The 14874-nt window shown below is 43.3% G+C and carries 12 protein-coding genes; all 12 read right to left on the bottom strand.

What is annotated here, in order from left to right:
* Positions 1-20: 20 nt before the first annotated feature.
* The 12 genes from ACSLBF_RS06280 to rseP all read right to left on the bottom strand — a co-directional run bounded on the left by ACSLBF_RS06280 (position 21) and on the right by rseP (position 14874).
* On the bottom strand, positions 21-365 hold the full coding sequence (locus ACSLBF_RS06280; protein WP_440055750.1) for a hypothetical protein: 345 nt from the start codon (positions 363-365) through the stop codon (positions 21-23).
* Positions 358-1662, bottom strand: coding sequence for a tRNA lysidine(34) synthetase TilS (gene tilS / locus ACSLBF_RS06275; protein ID WP_440055749.1), 1305 nt, complete (start codon positions 1660-1662; stop codon positions 358-360). The genes ACSLBF_RS06280 and tilS overlap by 8 nt, the downstream gene beginning before the upstream one ends.
* A gap of 161 nt (positions 1663-1823) precedes the next feature.
* Positions 1824-2780, bottom strand: a complete 957-nt coding sequence (gene accA / locus ACSLBF_RS06270) for an acetyl-CoA carboxylase carboxyl transferase subunit alpha (RefSeq protein WP_440055748.1) — start codon at positions 2778-2780, stop codon at positions 1824-1826.
* A gap of 16 nt (positions 2781-2796) precedes the next feature.
* Positions 2797-6288 carry a DNA polymerase III subunit alpha gene (dnaE, locus tag ACSLBF_RS06265; RefSeq protein ID WP_440055747.1) on the bottom strand — a complete coding sequence of 1164 codons (3492 nt, stop codon included), beginning with the start codon at positions 6286-6288 and terminating at the stop codon, positions 2797-2799.
* 3 nt (positions 6289-6291) lie between these two features.
* Positions 6292-6888 carry a ribonuclease HII gene (gene rnhB / locus ACSLBF_RS06260; RefSeq protein WP_440055746.1) on the bottom strand — a complete coding sequence of 199 codons (597 nt, stop codon included), beginning with the start codon at positions 6886-6888 and terminating at the stop codon, positions 6292-6294.
* A complete protein-coding gene (lpxB, locus tag ACSLBF_RS06255; RefSeq protein ID WP_440055745.1) occupies positions 6878-8032 on the bottom strand; it encodes a lipid-A-disaccharide synthase in 1155 nt (384 codons plus the stop codon). Before lpxB ends, rnhB begins: the two co-directional genes overlap by 11 nt.
* A gap of 83 nt (positions 8033-8115) precedes the next feature.
* Positions 8116-8889, bottom strand: coding sequence for an acyl-ACP--UDP-N-acetylglucosamine O-acyltransferase (gene lpxA / locus ACSLBF_RS06250; protein WP_440055744.1), 774 nt, complete (start codon positions 8887-8889; stop codon positions 8116-8118).
* Positions 8889-9341 carry a 3-hydroxyacyl-ACP dehydratase FabZ gene (gene fabZ / locus ACSLBF_RS06245; protein WP_440055743.1) on the bottom strand — a complete coding sequence of 151 codons (453 nt, stop codon included), beginning with the start codon at positions 9339-9341 and terminating at the stop codon, positions 8889-8891. The genes lpxA and fabZ overlap by 1 nt, the downstream gene beginning before the upstream one ends.
* A gap of 13 nt (positions 9342-9354) precedes the next feature.
* Positions 9355-10395, bottom strand: a complete 1041-nt coding sequence (gene lpxD / locus ACSLBF_RS06240) for a UDP-3-O-(3-hydroxymyristoyl)glucosamine N-acyltransferase (protein WP_440055742.1) — start codon at positions 10393-10395, stop codon at positions 9355-9357.
* The gene (locus ACSLBF_RS06235) at positions 10395-10913 is read right to left on the bottom strand and encodes an OmpH family outer membrane protein (RefSeq protein ID WP_440055741.1); all 519 of its coding nucleotides are present in this window, start codon (positions 10911-10913) and stop codon (positions 10395-10397) included. The genes lpxD and ACSLBF_RS06235 overlap by 1 nt, the downstream gene beginning before the upstream one ends.
* 10 nt (positions 10914-10923) lie before the next feature.
* Positions 10924-13386: an outer membrane protein assembly factor BamA gene (gene bamA, locus ACSLBF_RS06230; RefSeq protein WP_440055740.1), complete on the bottom strand. Its 2463-nt coding sequence runs from the start codon at positions 13384-13386 to the stop codon at positions 10924-10926.
* A 135-nt stretch (positions 13387-13521) separates the two neighbouring features.
* Entirely contained in the window at positions 13522-14874 is a 1353-nt protein-coding gene (gene rseP / locus ACSLBF_RS06225) for a sigma E protease regulator RseP (RefSeq protein ID WP_440055739.1), read from the bottom strand.

The following is a 14874-nucleotide window of genomic DNA, read 5'->3' as shown; positions in this document are numbered from 1 at the left end:
CCAAAGTCAGCCTGCGTCCCCTAACGCTGTGCTGACTTTTGATATATTTGATGCACGATTAACACGATACAAAAGCCCAAGAAAAACCCGCTAATTACCCACCCCAAAGAAACAAAAGTTGGTAATTCCGAGTACATCACCGCAAGTAAAGGCGCTAATAAGCCCAAAATAAAGTACACACCACCTCTACCATGCCAATACAGAAGCAGCAACACAGACGATGCAATGCCGGAAACACAGGCTAAGCCTAAATTTTCAATACTAATTGGCTCAAACACCGACAACACAATAGATAAGGCTAATATTGCGATTAATCCAAACGGCGCTTTTTGCGCCAAAGAAACACCTATATTTTTCTCAGTCATTAACTTCTACAACCCAGTTAATACCACAATCAGCTGAAAAATCTGCATCTACCGTTATACCAACGATTTGTACAGGTTTGTCATCATAATATACTACGGGGATCCGATCACGCGCCCAGCTAGGGATCCCCGCATCTTTTAACCAGTGTTTAATCGTATTAGAACCCGGTTTATGCAGTGGACGGATCTTGTCATTCAAACAATTAAAACGGATCGTGACATGTTCATGTGGCAACGGCAATCGACATCCTTTACCGCTAATAACAGCGACGGGTTTGGTCATCGTGTTCAACGCAGAAAAATCTGTCACGGTAATATTTTCAAGAATGGGCTGCGGAATCACCCAATATAACAAGTCCTGAAATTGTCGAATTTGACCGCCTGAAAAGGACACTTTAATTTGTTTATCGGCTCTATTGGATTGCAGTTGGCAAATCAGATCGGCAAGCTGCTTTTGACTAGGTGAATAGTGTGTTTTTTCTGCCAACCAAGCGCGCAATACATTGTCCCGACGCGATTCAGACAAACCTAACAGACGTTCGATTGAAAGCTCTTTTCCCTGCTGACAGACGGCTAAATCTTCTGCTGTAAATTCATCAATAAGCGCCTGTTGAGCCTGTAAAATACTGATAGTTCTGAGCACGCTCGGTACAAAACCACTAAATCGACTCTTTAATAACGGGATCACTTGATTACGAAGAAAGTTGCGATCAAATCGGTCATTTTGATTTGATTCATCTTCAATATGGCGCAAATTATATTCATCGCGATAAGCTTCTATTTGCTCACGACCAACCGTCAGCAGCGGCCGTAAACAGCGTCTGCCGGACTTTAACTTTCTACTCGCTTTCATTGCCCCGAGACCAGCTAAACCAGAACCTCGTTTCAGTCGCAATAAAAACGTTTCTATTTGATCGTCACCATGCTGGCCCAGCAGCAATGAGAATCCAGGGTGAGCATGACTATCCAAAGCTTGGTAGCGCGCTTCTCGCGCCTGAGCCTCAAGACTCGTTCTAGGCTTATGTTCGATAGTAACGCAGATTGCCTGAAAATCGATTTGCATTTGATCACATAATTGCTGGCAAAATGCCTGCCACTGGAGCGCATTTTTAGACAATCCATGATTAACATATATCGCTTGCAAAGGTAGCCGCTGTTGATGACAAAACTGTCGGCATAGGTGCAGCAAAACAACAGAATCAACACCACCTGACAATGCCACACAAAGCCCCTGCTCCGACTTAAGCAAGCCAGACATAGTCGTTGCAAAGTGTTTATAAAGAGAATGTTGTTGCATTATTTAATCTGAGATCGAGATAATGGACATGATAAAACCAACGTAAGTAAAACCTTAGCTGAAATAAGCTATACAGCCTGTGCCAGTTAGCTTATCCCAAGCTCAGGTTATTTACATGAAAAAAGCCGCGTTATGCGGCTTTTTACTCTGAATCGAGTTGATTAGCAATAGCCAAACGACATTAGGCGTTTGTAGCGTTGATCTAACATCTCTTCGGTAGATAAGGCTTCTAACTCTGCTAAGTCTTTCTTCAGCTGGTTCTTGAGGTTTTTCGCCATTACATCATAGTTCCGATGTGCACCGCCTAGCGGTTCTTCAATGATGCTGTTGATAAGATCGAGTTCCTTCACTCGTGACGCTGAAACCCCCATTGCTTCTGCCGCGACGGAGGCTTTTTCAGCACTCTTCCACAAGATAGAAGCACAGCCTTCAGGAGATATCACCGAGTAAGTACTGTATTGCAACATGTTAACACGGTCGCCGACACCAATCGCCAACGCACCACCTGAACCACCTTCACCAATAACGGTGCAAATTGTTGGCACTTTAAGCGCAGCCATAACTTTCAGGTTACGTGCAATGGCTTCACTTTGACCACGTTCCTCTGCACCAACACCTGGATAAGCTCCTGGTGTATCGATGAAAGTGACAATCGGCATTTTAAAGCGTTCTGCCATTTCCATCAGGCGCAAGGCTTTACGGTAGCCTTCAGGCTTTGGCATACCGAAATTACGTTTGATTTTTTCGGCGGTATCACGTCCCTTTTGCTGCCCAATAACCATGACAGGCTTGCCATCTAAGCGTGCAACACCACCTAAAATCGCAGGGTCATTCGCAAAGGTACGGTCACCAGCAAACTCATCAAATTCGGTAAAAATACGCTCGATGTAATCACGAGTATAAGGACGAAGCGGATGGCGAGCGAGCTGAGATACTTGCCACGCGCCTAAATCGCCAAAGATTTTCTTAGTTAGTTCAACGTTCTTGTCTTTGAGTCGACTAATTTCTTCTTCTAAACTCAAGTCCAAGTCACCAGAACGACTTACGCTTTGTAATTCTTTGATTTTTGCTTCTAGCTCAGCTATTGGAAGCTCAAATTCAAGATAATTGAGGCTCATGCTCTAAACTACCTGTTCAGTTAAATTCTAGTTCTAATTCCTGCGCCGCCATTTGCGATAATCGGGTCAACAAATCATCACTTGGCGTCACACACCATTGCGTACCTAATGTTAACTCTGCCAAAGCATCAGGACGCTGATATTTAATCTTTATCGGGCAAGTACCAAACTTATATGGTTCCAACACTTTTTTGAAAGTATCAAAGAAGTTCGCGTCAATTTGAGCCATATTTAATGTCATTTTTATTGCACTTATACGCTTTTCTCTAGCTTGTGCAATGGTACATACTTCTCTGGCGGTCATTGTAATGCCCCCCGAGAAGTTATCAAAGCTGACCTGTCCAGTTATAACCAATATTTGGTTAATTTGCAGCAATTCCTGATACATTTCGTACTGTTCAGGGAATAAGCGCACATCAATCCTAGCGCTTTTGTCATCTAACGTGATTAAACCCCAGCGCGCCCCTTTTTTGTTGATTAAGGTTCGTGCATTAATCACCAGACCTGCTGCGGTAGATACCGTATCACGATTACCCGGTTGTAAGTCAACTAAACGTCCCGATGTATAATATTTTAATTCTTTTCGATACTGATTGATGGGATGTCCAGTGAGATAGAGACCCAAAGTCTCTCTCTCGCCGTGCAACCATTCCTTATCACTCAGTGGCGTTGCTTTGATAAATGCCTGTTCAACTTCATCAGGCTCCACAGCCAGCAACCCAAAAAGATCACTTTGCCCTAACGACTCGGCTTTATGATGTTGCTCTGCGGATTTCATCGCATCTTGCAAACTTGCTAATAAAGTTGCGCGACCGGGTTGATCCCTTTCAGGACCAAGCTTATCTAAAGCACCTGCATAAATTAACTTTTCAATGACTCTACGATTAAGTCGTTTCAAGTCAACTCGTGCACAAAAGTCGAATAAGTCCTTGAAAACACCACCTTGTTGCCTTGCTTCAAGGATAGCTTCTACAGGGCCTTCACCAACGCCTTTGATGGCTCCAAGGCCGTAAACAATCGCGCCTTGTTCATCGACTGCAAATTTATACGACCCGGCGTTAACGTCGGGTGGAAGAAGTGTCAATTTCATGTTTTCACATTCATCGACCAGCGTTACTATCTTATCCGTATTATCCATATCCGCTGACATTACTGCGGCCATGAATTCAGCTGGATAATGCGTCTTCATCCAAAGCGTTTGGTATGACACCAATGCGTATGCTGCTGAGTGCGACTTGTTAAAACCATAACCGGCGAACTTCTCTACCAAGTCGAAGATTTTCATCGCAAGTTCGCCGTCAACCCCGTTTTTCTCCGAGCCTTCTTCAAAGATTGCTCGCTGCTTTGCCATTTCTTCGGGCTTTTTCTTACCCATGGCTCGACGGAGCAAGTCAGCGCCACCCAGGCTATAACCCGCTAACACCTGAGCTATCTGCATGACTTGTTCTTGGTAAAGTATGATCCCGTAGGTAGGTTCTAGTATTGGTTGTAAACTTTCATGCTGATATTGTGCGTCAGGATAAGAAATTTCTTCTCGACCATGCTTACGGTCGATGAAGTTATCTACCATCCCTGATTGCAATGGACCAGGCCGGAATAACGCAACCAGTGCGATCATATCTTCAAAACAGTCCGGCTTCAGGCGACGAATAAGGTCTTTCATACCTCGCGATTCAAGCTGGAACACTGCGGTGGTTTGTGCCGCCAATAACACCTTGAAGCTTGCTGGGTCATCAAGTGGAATAGCATTGATGTCAACCGGCTCTCGCCCTACTTTTGCAAGTTTGGCGTTGGCCATATCTAATGCCCACTGCAAGATAGTAAGCGTTCTTAAGCCTAGAAAGTCGAACTTAACCAGTCCCGCGGTTTCAACATCATTTTTATCGAACTGGGTGACCGGGAACTTACCTTCTTCGTCACAATAAAGTGCGGCAAAGTCCGTAATGCTGGTAGGAGAAATAACAACACCACCAGCGTGTTTACCGGCATTTCGTGTACATCCTTCAAGAATACGACACTTATCGATCAGCTCTTTAACTTCTTCATCGCCATCATAAGCTTCGGGAAGTCTAGGCTCGACATCAAATGCTTTCGCCAAGGTCATTCCTGGATCACCAGGTACTAGCTTGGAAATTCTATCAACAAAACCGTAAGGGTGCCCTAGTACTCGTCCTACATCTCGGATAACCGCTTTGGCCGCCATGGTACCGAAAGTAATGATCTGAGATACTGCATTTCGGCCATACAGCTTGGCAACGTGATCAATAACTTCATCACGTCTATCCATACAGAAGTCAACGTCGAAGTCCGGCATCGAAACCCGCTCTGGATTAAGAAAACGTTCGAAAAGTAAATCAAACTCTAACGGGTCAAGATCCGTGATTTTCAAAGCATAAGCGACCAATGAACCCGCACCAGAGCCTCGCCCTGGACCCACTGGAATATTATTATCTTTACTCCACTGAATGAACTCCATTACGATTAAGAAGTATCCAGGGAATCCCATTTGGTTGATTACGTCGAGTTCTATTTGCAAGCGCTCATCGTATTCTTTGCGCTTTTCTTGCCTGTCTTGCTCGTCGGGAAACAAAAACTGCAAACGCTCTTCTAAGCCATCTTTGGAAACCTTGACCAAGAAGTCTTCAATGGCTAAATCACCTGTAGGATAATCCGGTAAGAAGTAGGTGCCCAGCTGTACCGTGACGTTACAGCGCTTGGCTATTTCAACGGAGTTTGCTAATGCTTCTGGAATATCGCTGAACAGCTCATGCATCTGTTCTTCGGTCTTCAAATACTGTTCACTTGAAAAACGCTTGGGGCGGTTTTTATCTTCTAACGTATAGCCGTCATGTATCGCCACACGGATTTCATGTGCGTCAAAATCTTGCTGATGTAAAAACACCACTTCATTCGTTGCTACAACAGGTAAGTCTAGTTCTGCGGCCAATTGGACAGCTGCATGCAAATACTCTTCTTCTTGTGGACGCATGGTTCGTTGTAATTCAAGATAGAAGTGATCAGCAAAGTGCTGCTGATAGAAACTAACCGTTTCTTCGATGAGCTTAGGATTGCCTTTAAGCAGTGCCTTACCGACGTCACCATCTTTAGCACCAGAGAGAATGATCAACCCTTCTTTGTACTTAGCAAGCCATGCTTTATCTATTGTCGGACGATGAAATACATGTCCCCTTAAATAGGCATCAGAAATTAACAGTGTTAAGTTTTTATAACCTTGGTTATTTTTTGCCAGTACAACGATTCGACTCGGTTCGTCAGGGAATTGATCTGAGCGCATCCATAGATCGGCCCCGATTATCGGTTTTATTCCAGCGCCATGCGCTCCTCCATAAAACCGTACCAAACCACATAAGTTCATTTGATCGGTAATTGCCAATGCTGGCATTTGCAGCGCTTCAGCTCTGGCTACAATTGGCTTAGTTTTAGCCAAGCCATCAACCATAGAGAAATCACTATGTACTCGGAGGTGTACAAATCCCGGAGTTGGCATGCCTTACTTACCTCTTTGTGCCAAAATGCGTTGAACCGGTTTAAAGCTGGTACGATGGTGAGGTGTCACTCCCAGCTTTGCCAACGCCTCGAAATGGGCTTTGGTTGGATATCCTTTGTGTCCAGCAAATCCATATTGTGGATATTCCGCATCTAAGGCTAACATTTCTTCGTCACGCGTTACCTTAGCCAAGATTGACGCTGCACTGATCTCTGCAACTAAGCTATCGCCTTTAACGACTGCGGTCGCAGGCATTTCTAACTTAGGTAAGCGATTACCATCAACAAATACGTGTTGCGGTTTAATCGCCAGTCCTTCTACAGCTCGGCTCATCGCTAACATCGTCGCATGCAGTATGTTTAAACTGTCAATCTCAGCAACGTTTGCTCTGGCGATAAAGTAACATAGCGCCTTTTCTTTAATTTCCACGGCCAGTAAGTTACGCTTTTTTTCACTGAGTTTCTTCGAGTCGGTTAAGCCCAAAATAGGCTTAGCGGGATCTAAAATTACGGCGGCTGTCACCACATCTCCGACTAATGGTCCGCGACCAACTTCATCTACGCCTGCAATATACTGCACATCAGGACGTTCAACTTGCATTAATCAACTCCACAACTGCTAATGCAGCTTGTTTACTTGCGTCTAACCTAATACCTTCATGGATCTCGTGAAAGCGTTTTATAAGTGTTTTGTTGTCACCTTTTAGCAGTGGGAAAAGTGCATCACTCAAAGCATCAGGATTACACTCTGCTTGCAAAAATTCAGGCACCAATGGTGCGTCTGCAAGTAAGTTTGGCAAGGAAAAATATTTAACATTGAAAGTGAAAAAGTTTTTGAAGATCCAATAACTGGTCGCGTTAAATTTATAGCCAACAACCATCGGCTTTTTATACAACATAGCTTCTAGAGTTGCTGTTCCTGAAGTCAATAATATTGCGTCAGCGGCTTGCATCACTAATGCCGACTGACCGTCTAACAGAATTGGGTTTAGTTCCGGGGCAACTTCTTCGAGCGCTTGAGTGAATTGCGCCCTGCGTTTTTCGTTTACCAAGGGAACAACTATTTTCAATCCTGGGATTTTATCCACTAACTTTTTTGCGGTGGTCAAATAAGTATGACTCAGCAAACCAACTTCAGAACCTCGACTCCCCGGCAATAACGCGAGCACTTTATCATCTGGTTTTAGGTTTAACTGCTGACGTGCTGCGTGAGTGTCAATTTCTAACGGGATTTCATCCGCAAGCGTGTGTCCAACAAATTTACAAGGTACTTCATGTTTGTCATAGAAGGCTTTTTCAAATGGTAGTAATGACAAGACGAGATTGGTTGCTTCCGCTATTTTAAAAATACGTTTCTGGCGCCATGCCCAAACACTGGGGCTAACATATTGAACCGTTTTAATTCCAGCGGCTTTCAACGGTTTTTCGACCCGCAAATTAAAGTCAGGAGCGTCGATGCCAATAAACACATCTGGCGGATTATCAATAAAGTAATTCACGATGTGTTTTTTTATTTTTAGCAGCTTTGGCAGTCGCCCCAACACTTCGACGAGACCCATAACAGCCAGTTCATCCATATCAAACAAAGTTTTACACCCAGCTTGCTGCATTTTAGGGCCAGCAATGCCAACAAACTCTGCATTGGGATAATGTTGCTTTAAGGCTTTAATTAGGCCAGCTCCAAGAATATCGCCCGAGAGCTCACCCGCTACCATGCCAATTGTAATTTTTTTATCGTTAGCCATCTTTATGATTCAGAAATAAAAAACGCCATACGAGGGCGTACCCAGAAGTATGGCGTAAGTATAACGGTAATTGACTCTCAAGTTTAGCGGATCAAACCGCGGTTAGAGGTATCAATAAAGTCTATCATCTGTTGAACAGCAGCGAAATTTGCTGCATCTTCTCGCAAAGCTTCAACCGCATCTTCTAGACGTAAGCCTTTTCGAAATAGAGTTTTGTACGCTCTGCGCGTTGCCATTATTTCTTCCGACTCGAAGCCTCGACGCTTCAATCCTTCAGAATTAATTGCGACAGGCCTAGCTGGCGTGCCAGTTGTTGTAACAAATGGAGGCACATCTTGATTCACGCCAGAATACATACCTACAAAGGCATGAGCACCTACTTTACAGAACTGATGGACACCTGAATTCCCAGCGAGTATTACCCAGTCACCAATGTGTACATGACCAGCGACGCTAGCATTATTAGCAAAAATAACATTGTCACCAATAACTGCGTCATGCGCGACATGGGTGTAAGCCATAAATAAGTTATTACTACCGATTTTAGTGATCCCTTCATCCTGTATGGTGCCTCGATGTATCGTTGCGCACTCACGGATGACATTGTTGTCACCAATAATCAGTTTGGTTGGTTCATCCTTGTATTTTTTATCTTGGCAGGCTTCTCCGACAGAAGCGAATTGGAAAATATGATTCCCCGAGCCTATCTCTGATGGCCCTTTAATAACAACATGGGATTCTATTTTACAATTATCACCAATGACCACATCGTTTCCAATGTAGCTATATGGTCCGACAGAAACGTTCTCACCTAAACGCGCACCTGGCTCGATAATAGCAGTAGGATGAATTGACATTAGAACTCTCTTCTTGCACACATTAGCTCAGCGCTACAGACGATATTACCATCTACTTTTGCTTCGCCTTGGAATTTCCAGATGTTTCTGCGCTCTTTAACGAACTCAACATGCAAATGCATGGTGTCGCCGGGCATAACTGGCTGCTTAAATCTGGCATTGTCGATAGCTGCAAACAAGTATAGTTCATTGTCACTGCGATTTTCGACAGTCTTAAAACCTAACAACCCGGTGGCCTGTGCCAATGATTCTAAAATCAACACTCCGGGGAAAATAGGCTGTCCTGGAAAGTGTCCAGTAAAAATCGGTTCATTTGCTGTGACATTTTTAATCGCATGCAAGTATTCACCGGCTTTGTAATCAACAACCTTATCAACCAATAACATCGGATATCGATGAGGTAGTAATTTCAATATTTCTTGAATATCAAAGCTGTTTAATTCGTTGGCCAAAATAGCTTCCTTTTTATACGTCAGTATTTTTGAGCGACTGAGTTAAGTGTTCTAACGCTTTTATGCGAGCTTTCATATCTGACAAGCCACGCAGATTCGCAATAGCTTTGCGCCATTCTTTATTTGTTTGTTGCGGCATCCCCGAAGAATACACGCCCGGTTCGGTAATATTTTTGGTAACCATAGTGCGCCCTGTGAGCATGACTTTGTCACAAATCTCAATATGACCATTAATGGCAACCATACCACCAATTTGACAGTATTTACCAATAACTGTACTGCCTGCCACAATCGCCGAACCAGCCATTGCAGTCCCATAACCAACTTCTACATTGTGTGCAATCTGAACTTGGTTATCTAAAATCACGTTACTATGGATAACAGTATCACCTAGTGCACCACGATCTATCGTAGTATTGGCACCCACTTCAACTCTGTCACCAATTACAACAGAGCCAAGCTGAGGTATCTTCAGCCATTCACCTTGTTCGTTGGCATAACCAAAACCGTCACTACCAACCACAACGCCAGATTGGAAAAGGCAAGATTGTCCGATTTCAACATCGTGATAAACGGAAACATTTGCCCACAATTTTGTGCTTGCACCAATCGTTGTATTTTTACCAACAAAGCAGCCTGCGCCAATCTCAACGTTATCGCCAAGCACGACACCACTTTCGATCACTGCGTTTGCACCAATTTTAACATTTTGACCTAAAGTCGCAGTATCAGATATGACCGCCGTTGCATGGATAGAGTCTGCCGCACAAGGCGTACTATCTAACTTTTGAGCAAGCTTTGCATAGGCAACATAAGGGTCTTCAATGACGAGTTTGTTACCCGAGTAGCTGTCAGCATCTCGGGCCGAAAGTATCACTGCACCAGCCTTGGTAGACTCTAGCTGATTGCGATATTTGCTATTCGCAAGAAATGCTATTTGATCTTCATTGGCAGTTGCTAGTGTGGCGATATTTCGAATCTTTCGATTTTCGTCACCCTGCAACTGCGCACCTAAATACTCAGCAAGCTGAGCTAAGGAATAAAGTTTGGTCATTACTTTTTACTAACCACTTCAACAACTTTGTCTGAAAGGTCTGTTACTTTATCAGGATTGAAGTAGATTGTCGTATCTTTTACTTTAACTTCGTCAAAGTTACCTTTTTTAGCAACTGATTCGATAGCTTCGATAATCATACTTTGAACCTTTGCTAGTTCCTGATTTTGACGTAGTTTAATATCTTGCTCTAAAGGACGACCCTTTTCTGCAAGTGCTTTTTGCATATTTTGAATTTTACCGCGAAGTTCTTCTTTTTGCTCTTCACTCATCGTCGTGCTCTCACGCTTGAACTTTTCAGCTTCAAAGCGCAAATCACCTTGCAGCTTTTCAACTTCTTGACGACGTTCTGCAAATTCAGCTTGAAGTGTTTGTTCAATTTTAGCCATTTGTGGTAACTGCTTATAGATTGCTTGCATATCTACAATGCCAACTTTATGTGCTAGGGCGTTACCTGATGCACCCATCATTAGTGCTGCGGTCATCGCTAAAGCCGATGATTTAAACAATTTTTTCAAAATAAACTCCTTAGAATGTATTACTAATATTGAAGGTGATCGCTTTTGTCTGATCATTTTCTTCTTTTTTCAACGGATGCGAGAAACTAATCAACATTGGTCCCATTGGTGAGATCCATTGAATCGATAACCCAGTAGAAACTCTAAAACGTGTTGGATCAGAGAAGTCTGACAACAAGTTATAATCACTTTCTGACAAGTTAGTGTAACGATCAACGTCAAACTCTGTATCCCAGACATTTGCCGCATCAATAAAGAAACTAGTACGGACTGAACTGGTGTTTTCATCATCCAAAAATGGCGTTGGAACAATGAGTTCAATACCAGCAGTGGCTTTGGCATTACCACCAATGCGACGTCCAGCACCCAATGTATCAAACTCTGAGTCCGAAGCAATTGGAGCGCCTGTCGTTCCGTCAGGATTCAGCGACGGCGGGAGCTCACTGTTTCTTCTGCTAATAGCCAACGGCAGAATCGTATTACGTTCGAAGCCTCTCAGATCTTGCTCACTAATACGGAAATATTCTTGGAACGGTAACACTTGTTCAAAGCCGTTGGTTTCACCATAACCGTTTCCATAACCTAGAGAAGCTCGAGCTGAGAAGACCCAACGGTGATCATTGCTGATTGGCCAGTAAAAACGTGAATCATAATTAACTTTAAAGTAGTTTAGATCCGAATTTGGTGTAGTCATGCTCAATGAAGCATTCTGTCTGGAACCATCCGTTGGGAACATACCTCGGTTCACCGTCACTCTCGACCAACCTAAACTTAACTCATACTTTGTGAAGTCATAGTTACCTTCACGATCTTTGAAACTTAACAGCATCACACGTGTTTGTTCAAAGTCTTGAATCTGAGAGAGACTTTCTTCTATCCAACGAACACCAAAGTTCACTCGGTTAATCGCGTTAATAGGGAAACCAATGTTAGTGCCTAGACCATAAGTCGTTGAATTATAATCAACGATACCAAAATCACGGCCATCAAATTTGCTGTAGAATAAACTACTACCTTGAGAAACCCCATCTGGCGTAAAGTACGGATCAGTATAAGAAACACTGTATCGCTCAGAACCTTTTGAAGTATTGATGTTAAAGGCTAGCTGATTACCCGTCCCCAAGAAATTAGACTCACTTACCCCAGCGTTAAACTGTAAACCAGCCCATTCACCATAAGCGATACCAAACTGAAAAGTACCTGCAGGTTGCTCTTTTACCGAAAAATCAACATCCACTTGATCTTCAATACCCGCTACAGGCTTAACTTCAAATTCAACCGATTCCATATAAGGTAAACGTTGGATCTGCAGTTTTGAGCGTTCAAGGCTTTGGTTCGACAACCAAGCACCTTCCAATTGCGTCATTTCACGTCTTACAACTTCATCTGATGTTGTTTGGTTACCATTAACCATAATACGTCGTACATAAACGCGTTTTCCTGGGTTTACCGAAAGGGTAAGTTGAACCTCTTTGGTTTCGTCGTCAATCTCTGGAATGGTTCTTACTTCAGCATTGGCGTAGCCAAATCGGGCAAGGTAGCTTTTGATGAAATCTTCCGTTGCTGTAACCAATGAACCGTTATACAACTCGCCGGTTCTCAATGGCACAATACTGCGGATAAGCTCCTCACGACCTAATAAGTCACCGATGAAATCAAAGCCTTTGACATTGTACTGCTCACCTTCAGTTAGGTTAGCGGTTACATAAACTGAATCACGTTCAGGACTGACTGAAACTTGGGTAGACTCAATGTTAAAGCGCAGGTAGCCTCTATCTAGATAAAAACTACGGATTTTCTCCAAATCACCTTCAATAGTTTGCTTTTGGTAGCGGTCGTTAGACATAAACCTCCACCACGGCAAATCTTGCTTTGATTCAACTAGCTTTAATAGCTCTTCATCAGAAAACAACTCATTACCGACTAAGTTGATTTGTCGAACCGAAGCCGCATCACCTTCATCAAACTCAAACTTTAGCTGCACTCGGTTACGAGGTAACTCAATAACTGAGATGTCTATTTTAGCGTTGTATTTACCAATGCTATGGAAAAACTCTATGAGTCCTTTTTCGACACTATCAATAACGGTTTTATCTAAAGGCTCACCCTGACGAATGTTTTGCTGCTCTAAGCTTTCTGTCAGCTGTTCATCTTTGATATCTTTATTGCCTTCAAAATTGATAGCACTGATAGTCGGCCGCTCTTTCACTTTAAAGATGACCTGGTTGCCATCTTTAAATACAGAAATGTCATCGAAATGACCAGACTTGTACAAGGCTTTAATCGTTCGAGAAATCGTATATTGATCGATATTGTCGCCTACATTAATTGGAATGTGAGTTAACGCTGCACCCAACGCAACTCGCTGTAGTCCCTCGACTTTAAGGTCCTCAACGATAAAGGAGTTTTGCCCCAAGGCTGCAAAACTAGCGCCCAGTAAACTAGTTACTGCTATCTGTTTTTTTATAGGCATTTTATTATCTTTATCCCTTACAACAATTGGCGCGATATATTACAGGCAAGCTCTCGGATAACGTCAGTATTGCAGGATACTGATTTTTCATTGAAGTTATCTGATTCCAACGAGCCTAAAACACACCGCAAGGCTTTATAGCCTAGAAACATCATTAAATAATGCAAAAAACGTTAGACCAAGTAGCAACATGGCGCCCACTTTAAATCCTAACTCTTGCGTCTTTTCAGAGACCGGTTTTCTGCGAATTAGTTCAATTAAGTAATACATTAAATGCCCGCCATCCAAGACCGGCAGAGGTAATAAATTAAAAACCCCTAAATTCACACTTATTAGTGCTAAAAAGCCCAAAAACGCGACTAAGCCATAGCTAACACTATTTCCTGCACTGACCGCAATACCTACCGGTCCGCTCAAGTTTTTGACCGATACCTGACCTGTCAGCAAGTTACCAATCATGTCAAAACTCAGCGTGATCAGGTCATAGGTTTTATTAATGCCCAGCACCATACTACCTAGCAAGCCATATTGTCTAGTTTCTATGTATCCGTTCGGCCACTTTTCCATCAATGGAACGACCCCAAGGTAGCCTTTAACTAAGCCATTTTCTTGAGTTTTTGCTTGAGGTATTACCTGTAACGATAGGCGCTGTTGATCGCGCTCGACTTCAATTGTGAGTTGTTGATTGGCAGATTTCTGTATTTGCGCTACGAATTGTGACCAAGACTCTAGAGGCTGGCCATTTAAGGAAATGAGCAAATCGCCTTGTTGCAAACCAGCCTGTTCGGCGGCAGCCCCAGGCTCAAGATATCCCAGTTGCAAAGTTAGTGGAGGACGATAAGGCGTAATACCGATAGACGTCAGTGGTGCCTCGTCTTGCTTATCTAAACGCCATTGACTTAAAGCTAGTGTTCTGTAAGTTATTCGGCCATCACTGTCAGTGACCTTCGCGGTTAACGAGGGCTCGCCCAAGTGCGCCATTAAAGCAAAAGTAACGTCTTGCCATGAATGTACGACTTCTTCATCTAACGACAAAATAGTGTCGTCAGGTTGAAACCCCGCTTCAGCGGCAATACTCTGTGGTGTAACCTGTCCAATTACCGGTTTAACACTCTGAACGCCAACCATATACATGACCGCTAATGCAAACACCGCAAAAATAAAGTTTGCCATTGGTCCAGCAAGTACGATTGCAATACGTGCTAAAACCGACTTATTATTGAAGGCGAGTGAGCGTTCACTTGCAGGGACGTCATCAACACGCTCGTCGAGCATTTTGACGTATCCACCCAAAGGGATGGCTGCAATGACATATTCAGTTTGATGCTTATCATGCCACTTTAACAGCGGCTTTCCAAAGCCAATTGAAAAACGAAGTACCTTAACCCCGGCTTTTCTGGCCACCCAAAAATGCCCATATTCGTGAACTGTAACCAAAATGCCAAGTGCGAGAATAAATGAGCCTAAGTGCCAGAAAAATTCGAACAT

The organism is Pseudoalteromonas sp. T1lg65 (assembly GCF_051930985.1).
Taxonomy (GTDB): Bacteria; Pseudomonadota; Gammaproteobacteria; order Enterobacterales; family Alteromonadaceae; genus Pseudoalteromonas.
Note: the sequence above shows the minus strand (reverse complement) of the source record. Positions and strands in the feature narration are given on the sequence as shown.

Excerpts from the sequence above, each read along its gene's own strand:
- ACSLBF_RS06280 (WP_440055750.1), bottom strand. The coding sequence starts at position 365 with ATGACTGAGAAAAATATAGGTGTTTCTTTGGCGCAAAAAGCGCCGTTT.
- tilS (WP_440055749.1), bottom strand. The coding sequence starts at position 1,662 with ATGCAACAACATTCTCTTTATAAACACTTTGCAACGACTATGTCTGGC.
- accA (WP_440055748.1), bottom strand. The coding sequence starts at position 2,780 with ATGAGCCTCAATTATCTTGAATTTGAGCTTCCAATAGCTGAGCTAGAA.
- dnaE (WP_440055747.1), bottom strand. The coding sequence starts at position 6,288 with ATGCCAACTCCGGGATTTGTACACCTCCGAGTACATAGTGATTTCTCT.
- rnhB (WP_440055746.1), bottom strand. The coding sequence starts at position 6,888 with ATGCAAGTTGAACGTCCTGATGTGCAGTATATTGCAGGCGTAGATGAA.
- lpxB (WP_440055745.1), bottom strand. The coding sequence starts at position 8,032 with ATGGCTAACGATAAAAAAATTACAATTGGCATGGTAGCGGGTGAGCTC.
- lpxA (WP_440055744.1), bottom strand. The coding sequence starts at position 8,889 with ATGTCAATTCATCCTACTGCTATTATCGAGCCAGGTGCGCGTTTAGGT.
- lpxD (WP_440055742.1), bottom strand. The coding sequence starts at position 10,395 with ATGACCAAACTTTATTCCTTAGCTCAGCTTGCTGAGTATTTAGGTGCG.
- bamA (WP_440055740.1), bottom strand. The coding sequence starts at position 13,386 with ATGCCTATAAAAAAACAGATAGCAGTAACTAGTTTACTGGGCGCTAGT.
- rseP (WP_440055739.1), bottom strand. The coding sequence starts at position 14,874 with ATGTTCGAATTTTTCTGGCACTTAGGCTCATTTATTCTCGCACTTGGC.